The following is a 21,199-nucleotide window of genomic DNA, read 5'->3' as shown; positions in this document are numbered from 1 at the left end:
GAAGCCGGGGTTTGCGTGATCACTTGCAGTACCTTTACTTGCCGGCAGCAGCCGATTCGGTATGGCACTTCTTTGGCAGGATATTCTGCGGGATGTCATCACTTCCGCACGACCAGGTGATCTTCCCGCTATCTGCCGCTGTGGGCACGAGCAGGAAAGTCTTGCCGCCCAGCAAGCCCTTGCCAGCCAGCACCAGGCTGATGGTGGCATTTTTCGGATCAATACTGATCGACTCGACGGCAGCAGGTTTCGCTTCAGCAAAGCCGGCTTGGGCCAGATCTGCGGGTATGGTCTTGTTGGCAATCACGTAATCGCCCACCACCGCAGCAGCCTGATCCCCATAGATCGCCGCGCTGGCAAGCTTGGCGCGGTTGGTGTAGTCCTGATAGGCAGGAATGGCCACCGCAGCAAGCATGCCGATTACCGCGATCAGGCCGACGAAGGCAACGGCCAACAGCCCGATGATCAAGCCGGTGCTATTGCCCCCTGCGCCGCGGGCTACGCCCGCGTTGCGCTTTTCATCCCAGCGTGCCGCATCCGTGCACAGGAACACGATCCCTTCGATAAAGGACACCAGTCCCGGAATCCACGTCCAGAAAAACAGCAAATAGAAAATGCCCCACCACTGCCCCAGGTAAAAGCGGTGAGCGCCCAGCCAGCCCAGGAAAATCGCCAGCAGGCCAGCCGCAGTCTTGTCCTTGTAGCGCTTGCCACCGATCGGCGTGTTTTTGCAGTACGGGCACACGGCCGGTACCGGTAGCGGTTGCTGCTTTCCACACGCACCACAGAATGCCAATTGTCCCATCTTGTCCCCACCCGTTTAATGCCGAAGTCATGTCGGCGCTGCCTGCATATTACACAGCGGGTCAGCCATGGAGAACAACGGCAGATCAAGGTGTCGCGCCAATGGGCAATGCGGATCAGGGCTGGGCCAGTTCATCCAGTATGCGCGGGATATCGGCCTCGCTCACTTCATGCCAGATATCGCCTCCCACCTCTTTCACGTTGGGACCAATTTCGCAGGCGCCCATGCACGGCAGCCGCATCACCTTCAGCGACAAGCCACGTGCGGCAATGGCCGCCTCGAACGCATCGGCCAGCGCCACGCTGCCACGCTGTGCGCACGAGGTGTTGTGGCCGAAACGGCGATTGATGCAGATGGCGATTCTTTGCATGATGCGGTGAGTTTAGCGTTCCCGCGTTGCGCCTGCTGCGAATGCGGGACAGCACATCAGATTTACCGACGAAAAAAAAACCGCTCGGGCGAGCGGTTTTTTCCGGTCAACAAGCTCGCTTATGCGCGCTTCTTGAATTCCATGGTGCGGGTATCGATTTCGATCTTGTCACCGATTTCGATGAAAGCAGCCACCGGCAGCTCGAATGCGGAGCCCTTCAGCTTGCCCGGTTTCATGACCTTGCCCGATGTATCACCACGCACTGCAGGCTCGGTGTATTCGATTTCGCGCACGATGGTGTTCGGCAGTTCAACCGAAATCGCCTTGCCGTCGTAGAAGGTCACTTCACAGAGATCTTCCATGCCATCCACGATGAAGTGGACGCTGTCGCCGACGTTTTCGGCTTCCACTTCGTACTGGTTGAACTCGGCGTCCATGAACACGAACATCGGGTCAGCAAAGTACGAGTAGGTGCATTCTTTCTTGTCGAGCACAATGACGTCGAACTTGTCGTCTGCCTTGAACACGGATTCGGAAGCCGAATCGGTCAGCAGGTTCTTCATCTTCATCTTGACCACGGCCGAGTTACGGCCGGATTTGTTGTATTCAGCTTTCTGGACTACCAGCGGCTGGCCGTCGACCATGATGACGTTGCCGGGACGGACTTCTTGTGCGGTTTTCATTCGGATGTTCCTGATTGCAGCAGGGCTTGAAAAGATAACTCGCTATTTTAACAGGGTCTTTACGAAACTGACCAGATTGCCGGCAAGATCATTGTGCGATGCCTGCTGCTGCGCCCATCGTTCCGCGTGTGCCTGCAGCTGCGGCAGGCTGGCCAACGCCGCTTGCCAGGCCAGCGCAACGTCCGCTTCGTCATTCCACGCCTGCATCAGCGCATCACTCGCCGGCCCTGCACCGTAGCGGGCCAGGAAGGCCTCCAGCTTGATCAGGTGTGCGCCCTCTTCCTGCCGGTAGATGTGCCACACCATGGGCCGGGCCGCCCACTGCGCGCGCACGAAGCTGTCTTCACCACGCACGAAGTTGACGTGGCAACTCCACAACAGGCGATCATAGCCGTCCTGATCGAGCAAGGGCAGTACGTGCAGCGCCAGCCGGCCCTGCTGCACCATATTGCCAGCCGCCAGCGCCCTGCCGGCCCATGCCGCCACCTGAGGCAGGAGGCGCCCTTCCGGCAGGTAGCACATCACGTCGCGGCTGCCGTATGCCCAGGCATCCAGCAGGCGGGCAATCGCGGCGTTCTCGTACGCAAACAGCGAGACGCGCAATGCACCTTCCGGCAGTGCCCCGTATGCCTGCAGGTGCTGCACGGCATCCGCCTCCGTCCATGCGGCGCGCGCGGCGCGCATCGCCCGCTCACCCAGCAGGCCGCCGGTTGCGGCGCTGAAACCGGGAAAGAAAAAATGCTTCTTCAAGCCGCCCGCTTGCGGGCTGGCCAGTTGATGGCAGCCTTCCACCCAGTCTTCCGCGCTCAGGTATTCCAGGTTGATCCACACCGGCGGCGTACTGCGGGTGCGCATCGCGGCCAGCGCACTGGCCGGCAGCTCACAGGCAAATGCCTCGATCACCACCTCGCCCACCTCATTGACGGCGACGTCCGCCCCCCAGTGCCGCACATCGATGCCCGCCAGCATCTGCTGTGCCGCAGCGGGATCGAGCTGCGGGCAAAGCCGCGCAAAACTGCCAAGGTCATCTACCCACAGCCGCACGCTTGCCGCATGCTCGGTGGCCAGTTGCCGCGCCAGCCGCCAGCACACGCCGATATCGCCGTAGTTGTCGACCACGCGGCAGAAGATATCCCAGCGCAAGCTCACCGCAGCCAGCTCAGGATGCCACGTGCTTGTTCATCAACCGCACATAATGCGCGGCCGAATAGTTGAAATGGTTCAGCTCGTCATCAGTCAGTGCGCGCACTGCCTTGGCCGGCCGGCCCACGTACAGATAGCCCGATTCCAGCACCTTGCCCGGTGGCACCAGGCTGCCGGCACCGATCATCACCCGGTCCTGGATCACCACGCGGTCGAGCACGATGCTGCCCATGCCCACCAGCACCTCGTTGCCGATGGTGCAGCCGTGCAGCATCACGCCATGGCCGATGGTCACGCGCTCGCCGATGATCAGCGGCGCGCCCTCCGGATCATCCGCGCGCTTGTGCGTCACGTGCAGCACGCTGCAATCCTGCACATTGCTGTCGCGCCCGATGCGGATATGGTTGACGTCGCCGCGGATCACCGCGCCGGGCCAGACCGATGCGTTGTCGCCCAGCACCACGTCACCGATCACCTGCGCCGAATCGTGCACCCACGCACCCGGGCCGACTTGCGGCACAATGCCGTCAAACTTCGTGATTGCCATGCTGTCATTCCTTGAAATTCGCCGCGCTTGCGCGCATCTGTATTGCAAGATTCTACCCGAGACCCGCCATGCCCCAGACCAACCCGCTGTTAGATATCCAGGACCTGCCCCGTTACGACGCCATCCTGCCCGAGCACGTCAACCCGGCGCTGGATGTATTGCTGGAAGAAGCCCGCAAGGCCGTGGCTGCGGCTGCGGCTGAAACGGTAGAAAACCCCACCTGGGACAACTTCGTGGCGCCGTCCGAGGATGCGATGGAGCGCCTGGGCAGTGCCTGGGGCGCTGTTGCGCACCTGCAATCGGTGGTGATGACGCCGGAACTGCGCGAAGTCTACAACACCAATATCGGCCGTATTTCCAACTTCTATTCGGAGCTGGGCCAGAACGAGCACCTGTACGCGCGGTGGAAAGCGCTGGCGGCCAGCGCGGATTTCGCCAGTTACAGCCCCACCCGCAAGACCATCGTCGAACACGCGATCCGCGATTTCAAACTCTCCGGCGCCGAGCTGCCGGACGACCAGAAAGAGCGTTTCATGGCGATTGAAGAACGCTCATCCGAGCTGACCAGCAAGTTCTCGCAGAACGTGCTCGACGCGACCGACGCATTCGCTCTGTATATCGACAGCGAAGCCGATCTGGCCGGCCTGCCGGATGACTGGAAAGGCGCAGCCCGCGCCGCCGCGGAAGCGGACGGCAAGACCGGCTGGAAAGTCACGCTGAAAATGCCGAGCTACCTGCCGGTGATGCAGTTTGCGCAGCACCGCCCGCTGCGCGAGCAGGTGTACCGCGCCTACGTGACGCGTGCCTCCGAGTTCGGCCCCGGCGAGCGCGACAACACACCACTGATTGCCGAAATCCACGCGCTGCGCCAGGAAGGCGCGCGCATGCTGGGCTTCAACAATTTCAGCGAAGAATCGCTCGCCACCAAGATGGCCGAATCACCGGCACAGGTACTGGGCTTCCTGCGTGATCTCGCGCAGCGCGCACAGCCGCACATGCAGAGCGACCGCGCCGAGATGGAGGCATGGGCCAAGGCCAGCCTGGGTTACGACACGCTGGAGGCATGGGATACCACCTTCGTATCCGAGCGCATCCGCGAAGAGAAATACGCATTCAGCGAACAGGACGTCAAACAGTACTTCACCGAACCGACCGTACTGGCGGGGCTATTCCACCTGATCGAAACGCTGTACGGGCTGCAGTTCGTACCCGCCGAACAATCGGTCTGGCACAAGGATGTACGCTTCTACCGGCTGCAGAACCGGGACGGCAGCGAAGTGGGCGGCCTGTATATTGACCTGTACGCACGTGAGGGCAAGCAGGGCGGCGCATGGATGAACGATGTGCGCGGCCGCCGCAAGCTGGCCGACGGCCGCATCCAGACACCAGTGGCTCTGATCGTGTGCAACTTTGCTGCGGGCGTGGACGGCAAGCCGGCACTGCTGCCGCACGATGACGTGATCACGCTGTTCCACGAAATGGGCCACGCGCTGCACCACCTGCTGACCGAAGTGGACGAGCTGTCGGTTTCCGGTATCTCCGGCGTGGAGTGGGATGCGGTCGAGCTGCCCAGCCAGTTCATGGAAAACTTCTGCTGGGAATGGCAAGTGCTGCCCAGGCTCACCCACCACGTGGAAAGCGGTGCCAGTTTGCCGCGCGAGCTGTTCGACAAGATGCTGGCCGCCAGGAACTTCCAGTCCGGCTCGGTAATGCAGCGCCAGCTGTATTTCTCGATCTTCGACATGGTGCTGCACGGTGATACCGGCAATGTGGATCCGCAAGCACAGGCACTGGCCATCCAGCAGGAGCTGGGCATTCCGCTGCCGCCTGAGTACAACCGTTTCCCGCAATCGTTCAGCCACATCTTTGCCGGTGGCTACGCCGCGGGCTACTACAGCTACAAGTGGGCGGAAGTGTTGTCTGCCGATGCGTATGCGGCGTTCGAGGAAGAAGCCGAACAGAACGGCAGCGTGATCGATCCGGCCGTGGGCGCACGCTTCCGTGCCGAAATCCTCGCGCGTGGCGGCAGCCGCCCGGCGCTGGATTCGTTCAAGGCATTCCGTGGCCGTGCACCGGAAATCGACGCACTGCTGCGGCATAATGGCCTGGCTGGCTGATCAGGCAGCAGGGCAGTGAGACACAGCGGGCGCAGCAGCGCCCGTTGTTCATCCTGTCGTTCTGCGGCAAAGCTTGCTGCCGGGTTGCCATGAAGCATGGCCGGAAATGCTGACGCGATTGAAAGAAAACGGCACCGGTGGCACCCTGTGCAGCCGGGCAGCCCAAGGCGCCCCACATACCTACGCACGCGTTCCTCCAGGAAGATCAATGAAACACCTGCTTCATGTGCTGCGCACATCGTCCATGGCTGGCTGTCTGGCAGCAGCCGTCCTGCTCGCTGCATGTGGCGGCGGCGGAGGAGGTGGTGCCACACCGACCCCTGCGCCGACACCGACGCCCCGGCCAACGCCTGCACCTACCCCGGTGCCACAGCCGCCGGGCCCGATCAGCGGTGTGTACATCAACGAGGTAGCCAGCAACTATTGGGCCAGTTCGCCCGCGTGGTTCGAGGTGCTCAACAAATCAGGCGGCAGCATCAACCTCGCCAGCTACAGTGTTCGCACCCAGGCTGCCGATCCGTATACCGGCACCACTTTCGGCGTACAGAATTTCAACCTGCCGGCAGTCATCGTACCCAACGGCGGCTACGTGGTGGTGGCCGGCAAAACGCGCAACGGCTTGCTCAACAACGCCGCAGCCGTCTATGTGGCAGATGGCAACGGCAATGTACCGTTCTGGGATGCCAATGGCGCCATCGAGCTGTTGACCGGCGGACAAAGCGTGGACTTCGTGCGTTTCGGCAACGACAGCACGCAGCCCACTGCTGCCGCAGCCTGGAATGGCGCCAATGCACCCTCACCATCCTTTGCCGCAAGCGCGCCGGCCCCGGATGCCGTCTATAACGCTTCGCTGGTGCGGCTCGCCAGCGCGTTCACGCAAACGCACAGCGCTGCGGACTGGGTCAGGGTCAATTTCAGTACGCCGGCCGGACCGAATGACGTGGCGCCAGGCATCACCGACAGCGACAACGACGGCATTCCCGACAGCGCCAAGGTAGCCGGTGGCCGCTTTGGCGGGCTGGACCTTTACAGCATGGGTGCCCGCCCCGGCCACAAGGACATGTTCGTGCAAATCGATTACCTCGACAGCCCCGATCGCGGGGTGATCCCGCAAAAGACCGCGCTGGACAAGATCGTTGCCGCGTTCCAGACCCACAACATCTACGTGCATTTCGATGCCGGCAACCTGTTCGGCAGCAGCATCAGTACCGCCAGCTACAACCTGGTGGGCAACCAGAGCTATCGCCGCACGTTTGCACGTTGCGTGCAGCTGGACATCAATCCCGGCTCGCTGCAGAGCGGCTGCACCAGCGCCTATGACATCAAGACCGCCAATATGGATGTCAGGCGCAAGTCGTTCTTCCGCTATCTGCTGTTCGCGTATTCGCAATCGCCTACCGGCGCGGCCACGGGTTCGGGCATGGCAGAGCTGGCCGCGGACGATGCGATCATCACACTGGGTAACTGGGGGCTGGATACCACCACCACCAGCCGCAGCAACATGCTGACCAACTTCCAGGCCAGCACCGTCATGCATGAGCTGGGACACTTGCTGGGGCTGCTGCACGGCGGCGACGAGGATGAATCGGCCGGTGCCAACTACAAGCCCAACTATCTGAGCGTGATGAACTACCTGTACCAGCTGGGCGGCCTGCCGGACCCGAAAAGCAGCGCAGTCACACAGCGCTATTACTTTTCGCAAAACCAGGATTACGGCAAGACCGTCCCCGGCTACGCCCCGTACACATACGACATGTGTACGATGACCGACGGCCCGTGCAGCAGCACCTTCAAGATAGATTTCTCAGACGGCAGCGGTGCGGTGCTCGACAAGAACAAGCTGGTGGAAACCGCATTGATCGGCCGCGGCGCGTATGCCGGCTCTTTTGGCGACTGGAACCTCAATGGCACCCAGCAGGCCAGCAGCTACGCCTACGACCTGAACAACGCCGTGTCGCAAACCGGCAACCCGGGCAACAACCTGCTGCATGACTACAACGACTGGGGCAATCTGGTCATCGCGACCAAGCGCATGCTGTATGCCAACAACACGGGGCAGGCTTTGCACCAGTCCGGCAGCATCGATGCCGTTCCCGTTCGCCGGCCCCTGTTCGATGACCGCAGCACCAGCGTGGCCGAACCCGCACCGTCAGCCAGCCTGCAGTCGGCAATACGCGGTGCCAACTGATGCAGCGGGGCAGATGATGATCACATCGACAAGGACTTGGTGTGTGCTGGCTTTACTCGCCGGTGTTGCGATGCTGCCGGCATCCGCCGCGGCACTGCAGATGGACGGGCTGCCATTGCGGCAAGCCAGCGGCAATGCCGGCAATTGGCAGATGGATACCCAGCGCGTGATGCGTTTCATGCTGGATGGCGCAACGGTCAGCATCACGCCGTGGCCGGCAGGCCTGCCCACGCGGCTGCGCACGCAAACCATCAGCAGCAGCAATGTCCCGCGCGCTGCCGGCCCGATACGCCGGCTAACCTTGCAGCAGGCAGGCAGTGCGGAGCCATGGCTGCAACTGCTGTCCAATGCACCCGTGGGTAGCGAGCCATTGCCTGGCTGGCAATTGCTGCTGGACAGCACGCGGCATCTGAACGCTGTCCGCAGCGATGGGCGCACTTACCCGCTACGCGTGGGCAAGGGCCGCAAACTCAAGGATGAAACCGGTTGCTGGCAATTCATGCTGCTGGATTTGCGCCTGCCGGACTCGGGCGCGGGTGCCGAACAGGAAGCACGCGCCGATTGGTACCTTCGCAAACTGCCACGCTGCTGATCAGCAGGTGCGGCGCAAGTCCCGCAACGGCAACACCCGCGATGCGGGTGTTGCCGTTGCTTCAAAGCGCTTGCCAGCGCCCGTCGATCAGCCCTTCTATCGGCCGGTACTGCGTCTTGTACTCCATCTTGCGGCAGCCCTCTATCCAGTAGCCCAGATACAGGTAGGGCAGCCCCAGCTGCCTGGCCAGGCCGATCTGCCACATGATGTTGAATACGCCATAACTGGCACCTTCCACATCCGGATCGTAAAAGGTATACACCGACGACAAGCCGTCTTCGAGCTGATCGATCAGGCTGACCATGCGCACGATGCCACTCTCGCGGAATTCGGCCATGAAGCTGGCCACATTGCTCTTGAGGATGAAGCTTTCGTACTGCTCGCGACCGTCCTTGTCCATGCCGCCACCGGTGTGGCGCACCGCCTGGTAGCGCTGATAAAGCTGGAAATGCGCATCGTCGTAGCTCAGGCCCAGCAGGCGCGTCTTCAGCGGCCCGTGGCGCTTCTGCACACGGCGTTGCGTTCGGTTGGGCTCGAATGCATCCACAGGAACGCGCACCGGTACGCAGGCATTGCAGGCATCGCAATGCGGCCGGTAAACAAACTGCCCGCTGCGCCGGAACCCCAGTTGCACCAGTTGGCTATAGGTGCGGGTATCGATCAGTTCGGATGGCACCGCCACTTGCGAGCGCGCCAGTTCCTCGTCCAGATAGCTGCAGGGGTAAGGCGCGGTGGCGTAAAACTGCAATGGTATGGTGTGCCCACGCGGGTTCATGCACTGTGCTCCAGTCCATTTTCAACATGGTAATGCCACGGCCCGGCCAGTTGTGGCTCGGCGATCAGTTTTTCCAGCCGGGCAATGAAATCGGCGCGCGGAATTTCATGAGCGCCAAAGCGCGCCAGATGCGCCGTATGCATCTGGCAATCGATCAGGCCAAAGCCCTGTTCTGCCAGCCAGCGCACCAGATGCACAAACGCAATCTTCGATGCATCCGGCGCACGGGCGAACATCGATTCACCGTAGAACATTTTGCCGATGGCCACACCATAAAGGCCGCCAACCAGCTGCCCGTCCATCCAGCACTCGGCCGAATGCGCGTAACCCAACCGGTGCAGACGGGTGTAGCCGGCAAGAATGTCGTCACTGATCCAGGTGGCGGATTCGCCATTGCGTTGCCCGGCACAGCCGCGCATCACCGGGGCAAATGCAGTATCGAAGGTTACGGTGTAATGGCGGTGGCGGATCACCTTGGCCAGCGAGCGCGGCACGTGAATATCACCGGGCACCAGCACCATGCGCGGGTCCGGGCTCCACCACAGGATGGGCTCGCCCGGCATGTACCAGGGGAAGATGCCTTGCCGGTAAGCGGCCAGCAAACGCGCCGGGCCAAGGTCCGCACCGGCGGCCAGCAGGCCGTTGGGTTCGACCAGCGCGTGCGCCAGCGGGGGGAAAGGCGCTCCGCCCTCCAGCCAGGCGATCATTGCGGCTCAGCCGGTTTTCTGGCAATCCGCACACAAACCGTACAGGTACATTTCGTGATCCTGGATCTGGAAACCACGCTCGGCAGCGACGGCATCCTGCCGCTGCTCGATCGCGGCATCGTAGAATTCCTCGACCTTGCCGCACTTCACGCACACCAGGTGATCATGGTGCGTGCCCTGGTTCAGCTCGAACACCGCCTTGCCCGATTCGAAATGATGACGCGCCAGGATGCCGGCCTGCTCGAATTGCGTGAGTACGCGATAAACGGTAGCCAGCCCGATATCGGTATTCTCGGCCAGCAGGACGCGGTATACGTCTTCGGCCGTCAGATGGCGCTGCGCACTGGTTTCGAACAGGTTGAGAATCTTCAAACGCGGGCCGGTTGCTTTCAGGCCCATGTCCTTCAGATCGGATGCTTTGCTCATGTCTATGTCTATCCCGGTGGCGGTTCCATGTATCGTACCGGTATCATATCGCCTCCGATACGCAGCCACCAAATGACACCCAGCATGGTCTACCGTACGCTTGCCCCTCTTTGTGCCGCCTTGATGCTTTGTGCATGCAATGCGCTTGCCCCTTACAAGATCGATATTCCACAGGGGAACGAAATCACCGCCGACCAGGCTGCCCAGCTCAAAGTGGGCATGAGCCGCTCGCAAGCGCGCTTCGTGCTTGGCACCCCGTTGCTGGCCGACCCGTTCCACGCCAACCGCTGGGATTACATCGTGTCCCACGCCAAGGGGGGCAAGCTGATGGAGAAGAAGACCTTCACCGTCCATTTTGACGGCGATACCGTCAGCCGCTGGGAGGGCAATACGCTGCCGGCACGCAAGAAATTTGATGGCGGCGAGTTCGCGCTGGATGCCAGCGCACCGGAGCCCGCAACCAACCCGGCGGCCAATCCGCCCGCAGAAACACGCCCCCTGTCCGAATAAGCACCCGCCATGACCATCAAGATTGCCATTGCCGGCAGCAGCGGCCGTATGGGCCGCATGCTGATCGAAACCACCCTTGCCCACCCGGATTGCGTGCTGCATGCAGCGCTGGTCCGCACCGGCAGCGATGCGACCGGCAGCGATGCGACTGCTTTCCTCGGCAAAACCAGCGGCGTAAAGATAACCGATCAGCTCGATGCCCTCAGGGGGGCGGACGTACTGATCGACTTCACCCGCCCCGAAGGCACGCTGGAGCACCTGACTTGCTGCCGCGAATACGGCGTGAACATGATCATCGGCACCACCGGTTTCGATGAAGCAGGCAGCGCCGCCATCGAAACCGCCAGCCAGCATATCGCGATCGTGCATGCATACAATATGAGCGTGGGCGTGAACCTGCTGGTGAATCTGCTGGAAGTGGCCGCCCGCACCCTTGCCACCGGTTACGATATCGAAGTGCTGGAAATGCACCACCGCATGAAGGTAGATGCGCCATCCGGTACCGCGCTGATGCTGGGTAAGGCGGTGGCCGATGCACTGGGCCGCGATCTGAAAGACTGCGGCGTGTTTGCACGCGAAGGCATCACCGGCGAGCGTGATCCGTCGTCGATCGGCTTTGCCACGCTGCGTGGCGGTGATGTGATCGGCGATCACACCGTCATGTTTGCCGGCATGGGCGAGCGCATCGAGATCAGCCACAAGGCCAGCAACCGCACCATCTACGCCAGCGGCTCACTGCGTGCCGCACAGTTCCTGGCAGGCAAAAAGCAGGGCCTCTTCAACATGCAGGACGTGCTGGGCCTTCACTGAGCCCCCTCGGTTGAGTCAGCAACACCGCCAATGAAAAAGCGCCGCAAGGCGCTTTTTCATTGGCCCACGCAACCGTGCATGCAGCATGGGCAGCAATAAAAAAAACGGGGCGCCGGATCGGGCGCCCCGTTTGTCTTCGGGCTTGTTCAAACAATTGCGGATCACCTGCCGGAACCCGCTAGGGGTTCTTGGTGCGGGCCTCGCAAGGCCCGTCGGAATGCATTGCGGATACACCTGGGAGAAAGAGCAAGTCACGTTCATCCATCGAATCGGCCAACCCGCAACCCGTTGACACTCTCAAGCTAGCACCGCTTGACCGCATGCGCTAGGCATTGCTGCCGGCCACAAAGCCGGATGACCATGCCCACTGGAAGTTGTAGCCGCCCAGCCAGCCGGTCACGTCCATCACTTCTCCGGTGAAATACAGCCCCGGTACGGCTTTGGCCATCATCGTCTTCGATTCCAGCTGCTGCGTATCGACGCCGCCGCGCGTGACTTCAGCCTTCTTGTACCCGGCAGAACCCGACGGACGGAGCGACCAGCGGCGCAGTTTTTCCTTCAACGCCACCACCTCTTTGGGTGACAACTGCTTGAACGGCCGGGCGCGCACTTCCTCGCTCAGCCATGCATCGATGAAACGGCGCGGCAGTAATTCGGCCAGCACGTTGCCCACGTGGGCAACGCGGCTGGCTGCAGCAAAGAACGCATCCAGATCCTGCTCCGGCGCCAGGTCGAGCACGATTTCGCCACCGGGCTGCCAGAAGCTGGATATCTGCAGGATGGCCGGACCGGACAGGCCACGATGGGTAACGAGGCTGGCCTCGCGAAAAGACGTCTTGCCGATGCGCGCCACGGTGTCTTCGAGCGCCACGCCGGAGATTTCCGCCAGCAGGCTTTCCGGCGGCAGCTGCAAGGGCACCAGCGCCGGCGCGGTCTCGACGATATCCAGGCCGAACTGCCGCGCGATGTCGTAGCCGATGCCGGTGGCGCCGATCTGCGGAATCGACAGCCCGCCGGTCGCCACGATCAGCGCATCAGCGTGCCATGTTTCTGCCGCAGTCTCGACGATGAACTGGCCATTGCGCCGCACCGCGGTGATGGCCGTATCCATGCGCCACGCCACATTGCCACGATCGCACTCGGCCTTCAGCATGTCGATCACCGCACCGGAGTGCTGGTCACAGAACAACTGCCCCAGCGTTTTTTCGTGCCAGCTCAGGCCGTATGATTCCAGCAGCGTGATGAAGGCATGCTGCGTGTACTGGCGCAGCGCCGATTTGCAGAAATGCGGGTTCTGCGACAGATAGCATTCCGGCCGCGCGTGCAGATTGGTGAAATTGCACCGCCCGCCACCGGAAATGCGGATCTTCTCCGCCAGCTTGGTGGCGTGATCGATCAGCACCACGCGCCGGCCGCGCAGCCCGGCCGTGGCCGCTGCCATCATGCCGGCGGCACCGGCACCCAGCACGATGACATCGCAGGTTTTACTCAACACAGGCTTGCTCCTTCATGGCCGTGCATTGTACCGGCAGCGCAAGCGGCGTTCATGCGTTTAAACTGCGCTTTTCGCCCGCAAAACGGATCGCTGATGCGTAACGCCCTGCCCGCCCTGGCCCCGCTCTGCTTCGCCCTGCTTCTGGTCATGCTCGCAGCGCCGCTGGCGCACGCCGATGGCTTGGTGCTATCCGCCAACGCCAGCACCGAACCGGCGCTACAGCCGCTGCAGGCACTGGCCGACCAGCAACAGGTCAGTATTACCAGCGGTACGCTGGTGGTGGCAGACCTGCAGCGCGGCCAGTGGCTGCGCTTTGCCGCCCCCTGCAGCGCCAGTATTGCCCGGCCCGCTTGCGCCAGGCCACAAGCGCTACCGGCCAATCTGCGCAGCGCGCTGGCCCGCTTGCCGCAAACGCTGGCCACCATCGCCGGTTTTGACGAAACCCTGCCCAGCCGCACCATCAGTCCGCTGCTCACACGTGCCAGCCAGCAAAGCAACCAGCTGCGCAAAACCCATGGTGACGAAGCGGCGCTGCTCTACCTGCTGGATGCGCAGGTGGCTGCGCAGGACGGCCTTGGCATCCAGCAGACGCTGAACCAGCTGGCGCTGCTGTGGCCCGCCAACAAACAGATCGGTGCATTGCTGGCGCGCATACGCCGGCTGGATCTGGCAGTCAGCGCGCCACCGCCGGGCGCACAGGTGGTCGTCAAACCGCTGGAGCAGCAATGACCCGCTTGATCAAACGCATCAGCCCCGAAGGCCAGGTGAAATCCGGCCGTGGGGATAAACCCCGCGCCGCGCCCGGCCGGGCCAGGCACGACCAAGCCGCCATGGAGCGCATCGCCATGAACCAGCAGCAGCCAGCACCCCAGGCCGGATCGACACCGTCCGCCATCGCATCCGTCGATGACATCCTCGGCTTCTGGTTCGGCCCACCGCCGGTGCACACCCGCGACGAGTGGTTCCGCAAGGATGATGCTTTCGATGCGGAAATCCGCCACCGCTTTCTCTGCACCGTGGAGGCCGCCGGCCGTGGCGACTGCGATGACTGGGCCAGCACCGCACATGGTGCGCTGGCGCTGGTGGTCGTGCTCGATCAGTTCCCGCGCAACCTGTTCCGCAACGATGCCAGAACCTATGCCTGCGATGGCAAGGCGCTGGCGGTTGCCAACGCGGCCCTTGCCGCCGGCCTCGATCAGGCACTGGCGCCACAGCAACAACTGTTCCTTTACCTGCCGTTCGAGCACTCCGAGGCATTGGCCGATCAGCAGCGCGCACTGCAGCTGATGGCGCACTGGCAGCAACAGCCGGCGCTGTCCGGCTTTTACCGGTATGCGGTGATGCATCACGACGTGATCGCGCGCTTCGGGCGTTTTCCGCACCGCAATGCCATCCTGCAGCGCACCAGCACCCCGGCAGAGGCCGAATACCTGGCACAGCCGGGATCAGGCTTCTGAAGGCTTCGGGGTGGGGCGCAGGAAGGCTGCAGCCGGCCACGGCATACCATCGGCCGGCTGCATAGTGCATATCCCCGATTCAGCTCGCCCCCCATCAGCGCTAGAATGACGGCATCCCCCAAACCACACCGGGCTGCCATGCCACACGTGATCGCCTCCGATCTGGACGGAACGTTGCTCGACGCCAATCACACCGTCGATGCCTATACCGCGCAAACGCTCCAGACCCTCGAAGCACAGGGCGTACGCTTCATCATCGCCACCGGCCGCCATTACCGCGACGTACGTGGCATCCGCGACGTGCTGGGCATCCGTGCCTACCTGGTCACCTCCAACGGCGCCCGCGTGCATGATCCGGACAACCGGCTGGTACACGCGGAAAACCTCGAGCCCGAATACGCGCGGGCGCTGTGCCAGCCGGAATTCGCCGCCGGCACGCGCCTCAACATCTACCTGGATGACGACTGGCTGATCGATGCCGAGGATGAGTGGCTGGCCGGCCTGCATCAGGATTCCGGCTTCACCTATCAGGTCAGCGATCTCACGCAGCACTCCGGCGAGGGCGTGGCCAAGGTGCTGTACATTGCCGACCACGAATACCTGCTGGGGCTGGAAGCACGTATCCGCGAGCGCTTTGGCGATGCGCTGTACGTCACCTTCTCGATGCCCGATTGCCTGGAAATCATGGCGCCCACGGTGTCCAAGGGCCACGCGCTGACCGTAGTGCTGGGCGAGCTGGGTTTCGGTGCGGAAGACTGTGCAGCATTCGGCGATGGCCTGAACGACCTGGAAATGCTGCAGACCGCCGGCCTGCCCTTCCTGATGGGCAATGCCAACCCCAAGCTGGTTGCGCAGCTGCCGGACGTACCGCAAATCGGCAGCAACAACGAGGAAGGTGTGGCGCGCCATCTGCGCCAGCTGTTCGGCCTGAGCGAGCATCTGGACGGCTGATCCGCCGCCCGATCGATCACCGGCGCTTGCCGCCATCCGCAATGCCCGCACAGGCACACCAGAATCAACACAGGTCAACGCACAGGAGACCGCCATGTGCATGCGATGGATGATCAGCTTCACCCTGTTCGTCACCAGCCTTGCCTGGGCCGCTGGTGGCGGCGGCGGCAGCATGGGCGGTGCGGGTGGCAACGGCAATGTCTCTGCCACGCAAAAGCTCAAGCAGCAGCTGGATACCCGGCAGTGGGATGCCGCACTGGCCACGCTGGAAACCTTGCGTGCCAAAGATCGGAACAACGCCGACTGGTGGAACTGGACCGGCTACGCCGAGCGCAAGCGCGGCAACCTGGATGCCGCCTTCCCCGCCTACCGGCAAGCATTGAAGCTCAACCCCGCTCACCTGGGCGCCCATGAGTACCTGGGGGAAGCCTATCTGCAGAACAGCCAGCCGGCCGAAGCCGAACAGGAACTGGCCACGCTGCAGAAGCTATGCGGCAACTGCGATGAATACCGCGATCTGGCCGAAGCGCTGGCAGACTACCGCAGCAAAAACCCCGCGCAATAGGCGGCGATCATTGCCTATACGTGCAACACCAGCGGTGCTGGCGTCTGCCATGGCAGAACGAGCGGTTTTGCAACCCGTCGCCTCGCCGCTGAATCGCGGGTACAGCACAACAGCCTGTCTGCCCCGCACGGGAAGGTGCCCCCCTGCGTTGCCAGTTGCCAGCAGCAAAAAAGATACGCGCCCGATTATGCTGTTGACGTATTGCTCGCCTTACGTAGACTCAAATACTCCTTCAAGTCATCCAAAGGTATTCCCGATGTGGAAAACCCTGCGCGCCATCCTGCCCGCCCTGTTATTTGCCACGGCAATGCTGAGCGGCTGTGATGGCGAATCAGACGCCGCCCCCGCCTCCTCCAGCACAAGCAGCGTACTGAAAGCACCGTCCAGCGCAGGTATCGGCATCCAGGAGGCCGGTTTTGTTGCACCCGTAACCGGCTGGTACTGGAACCCTGCGGAAGGCGGACGGGGGTTTGCAATCGAGCGCCAGGGAGATCAGATCTTCATGGCGGCCTTTCTTTATGAAGCCAGCGGCGCCGCTACCTGGTATGTATCTACGCTGGCCCGCAATGCCAATGGCCAGTATGCGGGCGAGCTCAACCGCTACACGGGTGGCCAATCGTTGCTGGGCGTCTACAAGGCTCCGGCTGCCACCGTCGTTGCCTCCGCAGTGCTCGCGTTCACCAGCGGCAACGAAGGCACGCTGCAGATCACGCCCAAAGGAAGCAATCCGGTAGTGATTTCGCTGCAACGTTTTCCCATTTCCACACCGGCATTTGCCGCATCAGCAATCCCGTTTGCCAATGGCTGGTACTGGAACGAAGCAGAGGGCGGCCGGGGTTACTTCATCGAGGTACAAGGCACGCAAGCCTTCATCGGCAGCTTCATGTACGACAGCAACGGCCAACCCACCTGGTATGTCAGCACCGCCAGCGTGGAAAAGCTGGCAGGCCTTGGCGGCATGCTCAAGCAGTATAGCGGCGGGCAAACACTGACCAGCGCCTTCCGGGCGGCCACCGAATCGCCACTTGGTGCCGGCAAGATGAGCTTCAACCTGGGCTCGGATGGCAGCGGGCAAATGCTGCTGCCCAACGGGGCAAGCGTTGCAATGAAACCCTTCATCTTCAACGGCGCCCGCAATGATCCGGCACGCACAGCCCCGAAATGCGCTGAAGATGAAACGTTGAGCAATGGGCATTGCGTAAAGGTGGGGGACGGCCTGGTGCTGACGGGCCGGATCATGCTGCAGCTCGGTGTGGTTCCTCAGCAGGGGCAGACGTATCAGATCAGCTATTGCGTCACCGCTTACGATTGCACGGACTTCAATGTGCCCTATTTCGTATCGTATGAAGACCTGCGCGATCCGGAGACGCCATCCATCCTTGCCTATGTGGATGAGGTGATGCAGGGCTTCCAGGACATAATCATCCGCATGATCAAGGCCGGACATAGCCCCGGCAGAAGCATCATGAGCGGTGTGTTCGGCAAAGCCATAGCGGACGATATCAGTAACGGCAGCCGCAACGCCGTTGCGGCTGCCGCAGCTGATTTTGTCAAACGTGGCTATGCCGCAGCCGCCTTGCCTGCGGCACCAGGCACGCCAGATGCATCGGACAGCAGCGAGTGCACGCTGGCGAAACAACCAGCGGGCACCGGCCCGGTCATCATCAGCACGCAGAACAGTTCTGTTCCGTCCAGATGCTACAAAAACCGCAACAGCACCTTTGGCTGGGCTGAAGCCGGTGGCAGCGCAGCCGATGCGTGCGATGCGGCGCAAAACCCCAAGCGCAATGCAGATCTGGATTTTTTCAATGCGCAGCGCACATCCGCTTGCTATTGCAAACCCGACGGCAAGGTCAACAGCGTGACCATGCCCTTCGTATGCCATGTGTTCTTCGACATCGGCAAATGAGGCGGGGGCGGGAATCCACGCGCGACAGCCTCCGGGGCGCAGCTTGGTGCACGCCAGCAGCATGGCCGCAACCAGGCGTCAGGATGACTGCCCAGGCGGGCACGAAAAAACCGGCAGTTGATTGCCGGTTTTTTCATTAGCCAGGTAACGACCGGGCATCACACCTTGTAGCGCGAAATCGCTTCCTGCAGTTGACGGGAAATCTGCCGTAGCCGCTCGGCCGAGTCGGCAGTGCGCACCGCGGTGGCATTGCTTTCCTCGCTCATGTGCGCCACGCGCTCGATCTGCTGGGCGATGCTGGTGCTGGCGGCGCTCTGCTCGCGCATGGCGCCGGAAATCTCGCTCACCTGTTTCACCACGTCATCACTGCCCGCGCGGATCTGCCGGATGGCACTGCTGGCCTCCTGCGCCTGTGTCACGCCCGCGCCCACCTGCGCCACTGCAGCTTGCATCGACGTCACCGTCTGGCTGGCTTCGGACTGGATCGAGCCCACGGTACCGGCAATTTCCTGCGTGGACAACGCCGTGCGCTCCGCCAGCTTGCGCACTTCATCGGCCACCACCGCAAAGCCGCGGCCGGTTTCACCGGCACGTGCCGCTTCGATCGCCGCGTTCAAGGCCAGCAGGTTGGTCTGGTCGGCAATTTCCTTGATCACGCTCACCACCGCATTGATGTTGGCAGTGCGCTCTTTCAGGCTTTCAATCTGCGTGGCAGCAGTCTGCACGGTCTGGGCAATGCCGTTGATCTTGGCAATGGTGCTCTCGATCACCGCGCCGCCGCTGCCGGCGAGCTTGCCGGCCTCGCGCGCCAGGTCATCCGCGCCACCGGCACGTTCCGCCACATGGCTCACGCTGACAGTCATTTCCTCCACGGCAGCCGCCATGCTGGATGTCGATTCGCTGACGTTGCGCGATGCAGACGACATCTGCGCCGATGCGTCCGCCAGCTCGTGCGCGGATTGTCCCAGCCCGCTGCCCACCTGCTGCAACTGCCGGAAGCTGGCCTGCATGGTATCGAGCAACTGGTTGAACGCATGCAGCGTCTGGCTCACTTCGTCATTGCCGCGAGCCGGCAGGCGGCGGGTAAAATCGTAATCGCTGGCCAGGCGCACCACGGCATCGCGCAACTGGCCCAGCGGGCCCGTCACGCTGCGTACCAGCAGCGTGCCCACCACGAATACCGCAACTGCCGCAATCAACGAGCCGACAATGCCCACCGTCTGCCCGGTGGTGATGGCACTGAATACATCCTTGCGCGAATCGGCCAGAAACTGCAGGTTGTAGTCGGCAGTGGCCTTGAGCGCGGCGATGGTCTGATCTGCCTGCGGCGATACCTTGCCGGCGATGGCGGTCTGCGCATCGCCGTAGTTGCCGTCCTTGGAGAACTTGATGATTTCCGGCACCAGCGCGAAGTACTTTTCCACTTCGTCCTTGGCCTTCTTGATATTGGCCTTGTCGGTGGCGTCGTCCGCATATTTGCGCTCGTACGCATCGAGCAGCTTGCTGATTTCGGTGTGATTGGCGTTCAGCGTGGCTTCGGTCTTGTCTTTTTCGACCATGTCGCTCTGCAGCAGGTGCTGGTACACCGCCATGCGCGATTGCATGAACAATTGCTTGGTTTCACCGATGGTTTGCGTGGATGGCACGGCGTTATCCAGCATCTCGGTGGAATTGCTGCGGATCTGCGCCAGCAGCATGCCCGAGATCAACGCCATGATGATCACTGCGCCAACACCCAGCCCGCACAGCAGATACAAGCGTGTTGAAATTTTCACCGGCCACTCCCTGTTCTTTTAATTAGAGGATGCTACTTTATCACCTTGCCCAGCCGTTTTGCAGCGGGGCAAGGTCGCATCGGTCAGCGATCTATTTGCCCGACCAGCGATGCAAAACGGTGGCTTTCCTGATCGAAATCGTACAGCGCGCCTTCCTGGATATCGAAATACCAGCCGATCAGCGCCAGCTTGCCTGCCTCGACACGCTTGGCAATGAACGGAAACGTCATCAGGTTATCCAGCGAGACGATGATGGCCGCCATCTCGCAAGCACGCACCTGCTGCTCGGGCGTCTTGTGCGCCAGCTCGCGCAGCACCTGCTCGCGCGCCGGCTGCGCAATCTGCACCCATTTGCCGACGAAATTGGCTTCGGTCTTGGCCTCGTAGCCACTCATCAGGCCCTTGATGCCACCACAACCCGAATGCCCCAGCACGATGATCTGCAATACATTCAGATCGCACACCGCGTATTCGATGGCTGCAGATACACCATGATAAGTGCCGTCGTGCTCGTAAGGCGGCACCAGATTGGCTACATTGCGCAACACGAACAGATCACCGGGATCACAATCGGTGAGCAACGCCGGATCCACCCGCGAATCCGAACAGCCAATCACCAGCGTATTGGGGTTTTGCCCGGCTTTCAGTACGTCGAACAGCGCGCTATGTTCGCCAAAATACTTGTGCTGAAAACGGCGGAACCCGCCGATGAACTTTTCTATATCTTGCACTTGCATCCCCTTATAGCCTTTCTTGGCATGGCACCAGCCAACCCGCGATTCTACCCTGAATGCCCTGACGGCAAACGTACCGACAGAACATGACGAATGGTTCTAATTGAACTATTTTCAATCCACAACTATCTGAAGCACACAAGACATGGCCAAAGACCGGTTTTTGCCGCTACTGCGCGAGCTGGCACGCTGTTATCAGGCGTTCGAGCTCTGTTCAAGCCGCCACCTGCGCACACTGGGTTTGACGCCGCCACAATTCGACATCATCGCCACGCTGGGCAACACCAACGGCATGAGCTGTGGCGAGCTGGGAGATCAAACGCTCATCACCAAGGGCACGTTGACCGGCGTGATCGACCGGCTGGCGGCAAGAGGGCTATTGCAGCGCACAACCAGCGATACGGACCGGCGTAGCGTGATCGTGAAATTGACCCCGGAAGGGCAAGCGTTGTTCGATGAGGTTTTTCCAGCGCATCTGGCGCATTTGCGCCGCTATTTTGTGCCGCTGGATGACGAAATGCTGGCATTGATGCAAAAAGAGTTTCATCTGTTGCGGCTAGCCTTCGAACAGGAACCTGCGGAAACAGTCTAGTTCTATATTTTTGAATGATTGCAGCGGATTATTTCGCTATCTGTTGCA

22 protein-coding genes are annotated in these 21,199 nt (G+C 61.7%); 11 read left to right on the top strand and 11 right to left on the bottom strand.

The window, feature by feature from the left end:
- Positions 1-34: 34 nt before the first annotated feature.
- The 5 genes from IGB42_RS12180 to IGB42_RS12160 all read right to left on the bottom strand — a co-directional run bounded on the left by IGB42_RS12180 (position 35) and on the right by IGB42_RS12160 (position 3,548).
- Positions 35-805 carry an NINE protein gene (locus IGB42_RS12180; protein ID WP_159671943.1) on the bottom strand — a complete coding sequence of 257 codons (771 nt, stop codon included), beginning with the start codon at positions 803-805 and terminating at the stop codon, positions 35-37.
- 115 nt (positions 806-920) lie between these two features.
- The gene (locus IGB42_RS12175) at positions 921-1,175 is read right to left on the bottom strand and encodes a (2Fe-2S) ferredoxin domain-containing protein (RefSeq protein ID WP_159671941.1); all 255 of its coding nucleotides are present in this window, start codon (positions 1,173-1,175) and stop codon (positions 921-923) included.
- Positions 1,176-1,294: 119 nt separating this feature from the next.
- Positions 1,295-1,858, bottom strand: a complete 564-nt coding sequence (efp, locus tag IGB42_RS12170; RefSeq protein WP_159671939.1) for an elongation factor P — start codon at positions 1,856-1,858, stop codon at positions 1,295-1,297.
- A 42-nt stretch (positions 1,859-1,900) separates the two neighbouring features.
- Entirely contained in the window at positions 1,901-3,007 is a 1,107-nt protein-coding gene (gene earP, locus IGB42_RS12165) for an elongation factor P maturation arginine rhamnosyltransferase EarP (protein ID WP_159671937.1), read from the bottom strand.
- Positions 3,008-3,017: 10 nt separating this feature from the next.
- Positions 3,018-3,548, bottom strand: coding sequence for a gamma carbonic anhydrase family protein (locus tag IGB42_RS12160; RefSeq protein WP_159671935.1), 531 nt, complete (start codon positions 3,546-3,548; stop codon positions 3,018-3,020).
- A 68-nt stretch (positions 3,549-3,616) separates the two neighbouring features.
- Between IGB42_RS12160 and IGB42_RS12155 the strand changes: the two genes are divergently transcribed.
- The 3 genes from IGB42_RS12155 (at position 3,617) to IGB42_RS12145 (ending at position 8,445) form a co-directional block, all read left to right on the top strand.
- Positions 3,617-5,665 carry a M3 family metallopeptidase gene (locus tag IGB42_RS12155; RefSeq protein ID WP_159671933.1) on the top strand — a complete coding sequence of 683 codons (2,049 nt, stop codon included), beginning with the start codon at positions 3,617-3,619 and terminating at the stop codon, positions 5,663-5,665.
- Between the two features lie 208 nt (positions 5,666-5,873).
- Positions 5,874-7,853, top strand: a complete 1,980-nt coding sequence (locus IGB42_RS12150; protein WP_159671931.1) for a hypothetical protein — start codon at positions 5,874-5,876, stop codon at positions 7,851-7,853.
- 43 nt (positions 7,854-7,896) lie between these two features.
- Positions 7,897-8,445 carry a hypothetical protein gene (locus IGB42_RS12145; RefSeq protein WP_159671929.1) on the top strand — a complete coding sequence of 183 codons (549 nt, stop codon included), beginning with the start codon at positions 7,897-7,899 and terminating at the stop codon, positions 8,443-8,445.
- 61 nt (positions 8,446-8,506) lie between these two features.
- Here IGB42_RS12145 and IGB42_RS12140 read toward each other — a convergent pair whose 3' ends face one another.
- From IGB42_RS12140 to fur, 3 genes are read right to left on the bottom strand one after another with little or no spacing between them, the layout of a single operon-like run.
- Positions 8,507-9,220 (bottom strand): arginyltransferase, encoded by a 714-nt coding sequence (locus IGB42_RS12140; protein ID WP_159671927.1) that lies wholly within the window; start codon positions 9,218-9,220, stop codon positions 8,507-8,509.
- The gene (gene aat / locus IGB42_RS12135; protein WP_159671925.1) at positions 9,217-9,927 is read right to left on the bottom strand and encodes a leucyl/phenylalanyl-tRNA--protein transferase; all 711 of its coding nucleotides are present in this window, start codon (positions 9,925-9,927) and stop codon (positions 9,217-9,219) included. Before aat ends, IGB42_RS12140 begins: the two co-directional genes overlap by 4 nt.
- 6 nt (positions 9,928-9,933) lie before the next feature.
- On the bottom strand, positions 9,934-10,353 hold the full coding sequence (gene fur / locus IGB42_RS12130) for a ferric iron uptake transcriptional regulator (RefSeq protein WP_159671923.1): 420 nt from the start codon (positions 10,351-10,353) through the stop codon (positions 9,934-9,936).
- A 72-nt stretch (positions 10,354-10,425) separates the two neighbouring features.
- Between fur and IGB42_RS12125 the strand changes: the two genes are divergently transcribed.
- Together IGB42_RS12125 and dapB are read left to right on the top strand one after the other, a co-directional pair.
- The gene (locus IGB42_RS12125) at positions 10,426-10,863 is read left to right on the top strand and encodes an outer membrane protein assembly factor BamE (RefSeq protein WP_236822567.1); all 438 of its coding nucleotides are present in this window, start codon (positions 10,426-10,428) and stop codon (positions 10,861-10,863) included.
- A gap of 9 nt (positions 10,864-10,872) precedes the next feature.
- Positions 10,873-11,673, top strand: a complete 801-nt coding sequence (gene dapB, locus IGB42_RS12120; protein ID WP_159671921.1) for a 4-hydroxy-tetrahydrodipicolinate reductase — start codon at positions 10,873-10,875, stop codon at positions 11,671-11,673.
- Between the two features lie 325 nt (positions 11,674-11,998).
- Here dapB and IGB42_RS12115 read toward each other — a convergent pair whose 3' ends face one another.
- Positions 11,999-13,165, bottom strand: coding sequence for an NAD(P)/FAD-dependent oxidoreductase (locus IGB42_RS12115; RefSeq protein WP_159671919.1), 1,167 nt, complete (start codon positions 13,163-13,165; stop codon positions 11,999-12,001).
- Positions 13,166-13,261: 96 nt separating this feature from the next.
- On the opposite strand from IGB42_RS12115, the gene IGB42_RS12110 reads away from it, so the two are divergent.
- The 5 genes from IGB42_RS12110 (at position 13,262) to IGB42_RS12090 (ending at position 18,050) form a co-directional block, all read left to right on the top strand.
- A complete protein-coding gene (locus IGB42_RS12110; protein ID WP_159671916.1) occupies positions 13,262-13,897 on the top strand; it encodes a hypothetical protein in 636 nt (211 codons plus the stop codon).
- Entirely contained in the window at positions 13,894-14,625 is a 732-nt protein-coding gene (locus tag IGB42_RS12105; protein WP_201799921.1) for a DUF924 family protein, read from the top strand. The genes IGB42_RS12110 and IGB42_RS12105 overlap by 4 nt, the downstream gene beginning before the upstream one ends.
- Before the next feature lie 105 nt (positions 14,626-14,730).
- On the top strand, positions 14,731-15,576 hold the full coding sequence (locus IGB42_RS12100; protein ID WP_236822566.1) for a Cof-type HAD-IIB family hydrolase: 846 nt from the start codon (positions 14,731-14,733) through the stop codon (positions 15,574-15,576).
- 100 nt (positions 15,577-15,676) lie between these two features.
- Positions 15,677-16,141: a tetratricopeptide repeat protein gene (locus tag IGB42_RS12095; protein WP_159671914.1), complete on the top strand. Its 465-nt coding sequence runs from the start codon at positions 15,677-15,679 to the stop codon at positions 16,139-16,141.
- Between the two features lie 256 nt (positions 16,142-16,397).
- Positions 16,398-18,050 carry a hypothetical protein gene (locus IGB42_RS12090; RefSeq protein ID WP_159671912.1) on the top strand — a complete coding sequence of 551 codons (1,653 nt, stop codon included), beginning with the start codon at positions 16,398-16,400 and terminating at the stop codon, positions 18,048-18,050.
- Between the two features lie 158 nt (positions 18,051-18,208).
- Here the strand turns inward: IGB42_RS12090 and IGB42_RS12085 are convergent, their stop codons facing one another.
- Entirely contained in the window at positions 18,209-19,825 is a 1,617-nt protein-coding gene (locus IGB42_RS12085) for a methyl-accepting chemotaxis protein (protein WP_236822565.1), read from the bottom strand.
- Between the two features lie 83 nt (positions 19,826-19,908).
- On the bottom strand, positions 19,909-20,556 hold the full coding sequence (locus tag IGB42_RS12080; protein WP_159671910.1) for a carbonic anhydrase: 648 nt from the start codon (positions 20,554-20,556) through the stop codon (positions 19,909-19,911).
- A gap of 148 nt (positions 20,557-20,704) precedes the next feature.
- Here IGB42_RS12080 and IGB42_RS12075 point away from each other — a divergent pair, with 148 nt between their 5' ends.
- Entirely contained in the window at positions 20,705-21,151 is a 447-nt protein-coding gene (locus IGB42_RS12075; protein ID WP_159671908.1) for a MarR family winged helix-turn-helix transcriptional regulator, read from the top strand.
- Positions 21,152-21,199 lie beyond the last annotated feature (48 nt).

It is taken from the genome of Andreprevotia sp. IGB-42, from assembly GCF_009848685.1.
Taxonomy (GTDB): Bacteria; Pseudomonadota; Gammaproteobacteria; order Burkholderiales; family Chitinibacteraceae; genus Andreprevotia.
The sequence above is the reverse complement of the archived record's forward strand: the minus strand, read 5'-3'. Positions and strand labels throughout refer to the sequence as shown.

Bases quoted from the DNA above. Each gene is read 5' to 3' on its own strand.
- IGB42_RS12180 (WP_159671943.1), bottom strand. From the start codon at position 805: ATGGGACAATTGGCATTCTGTGGTGCGTGTGGAAAGCAGCAACCGCTA.
- IGB42_RS12175 (WP_159671941.1), bottom strand. From the start codon at position 1,175: ATGCAAAGAATCGCCATCTGCATCAATCGCCGTTTCGGCCACAACACC.
- efp (WP_159671939.1), bottom strand. From the start codon at position 1,858: ATGAAAACCGCACAAGAAGTCCGTCCCGGCAACGTCATCATGGTCGAC.
- IGB42_RS12160 (WP_159671935.1), bottom strand. From the start codon at position 3,548: ATGGCAATCACGAAGTTTGACGGCATTGTGCCGCAAGTCGGCCCGGGT.
- IGB42_RS12155 (WP_159671933.1), top strand. From the start codon at position 3,617: ATGCCCCAGACCAACCCGCTGTTAGATATCCAGGACCTGCCCCGTTAC.
- IGB42_RS12150 (WP_159671931.1), top strand. From the start codon at position 5,874: ATGAAACACCTGCTTCATGTGCTGCGCACATCGTCCATGGCTGGCTGT.
- IGB42_RS12140 (WP_159671927.1), bottom strand. From the start codon at position 9,220: ATGAACCCGCGTGGGCACACCATACCATTGCAGTTTTACGCCACCGCG.
- aat (WP_159671925.1), bottom strand. From the start codon at position 9,927: ATGATCGCCTGGCTGGAGGGCGGAGCGCCTTTCCCCCCGCTGGCGCAC.
- fur (WP_159671923.1), bottom strand. From the start codon at position 10,353: ATGAGCAAAGCATCCGATCTGAAGGACATGGGCCTGAAAGCAACCGGC.
- IGB42_RS12125 (WP_236822567.1), top strand. From the start codon at position 10,426: ATGACACCCAGCATGGTCTACCGTACGCTTGCCCCTCTTTGTGCCGCC.
- dapB (WP_159671921.1), top strand. From the start codon at position 10,873: ATGACCATCAAGATTGCCATTGCCGGCAGCAGCGGCCGTATGGGCCGC.
- IGB42_RS12110 (WP_159671916.1), top strand. From the start codon at position 13,262: ATGCGTAACGCCCTGCCCGCCCTGGCCCCGCTCTGCTTCGCCCTGCTT.
- IGB42_RS12105 (WP_201799921.1), top strand. From the start codon at position 13,894: ATGACCCGCTTGATCAAACGCATCAGCCCCGAAGGCCAGGTGAAATCC.
- IGB42_RS12100 (WP_236822566.1), top strand. From the start codon at position 14,731: ATGACGGCATCCCCCAAACCACACCGGGCTGCCATGCCACACGTGATC.
- IGB42_RS12095 (WP_159671914.1), top strand. From the start codon at position 15,677: ATGCGATGGATGATCAGCTTCACCCTGTTCGTCACCAGCCTTGCCTGG.
- IGB42_RS12090 (WP_159671912.1), top strand. From the start codon at position 16,398: ATGTGGAAAACCCTGCGCGCCATCCTGCCCGCCCTGTTATTTGCCACG.
- IGB42_RS12075 (WP_159671908.1), top strand. From the start codon at position 20,705: ATGGCCAAAGACCGGTTTTTGCCGCTACTGCGCGAGCTGGCACGCTGT.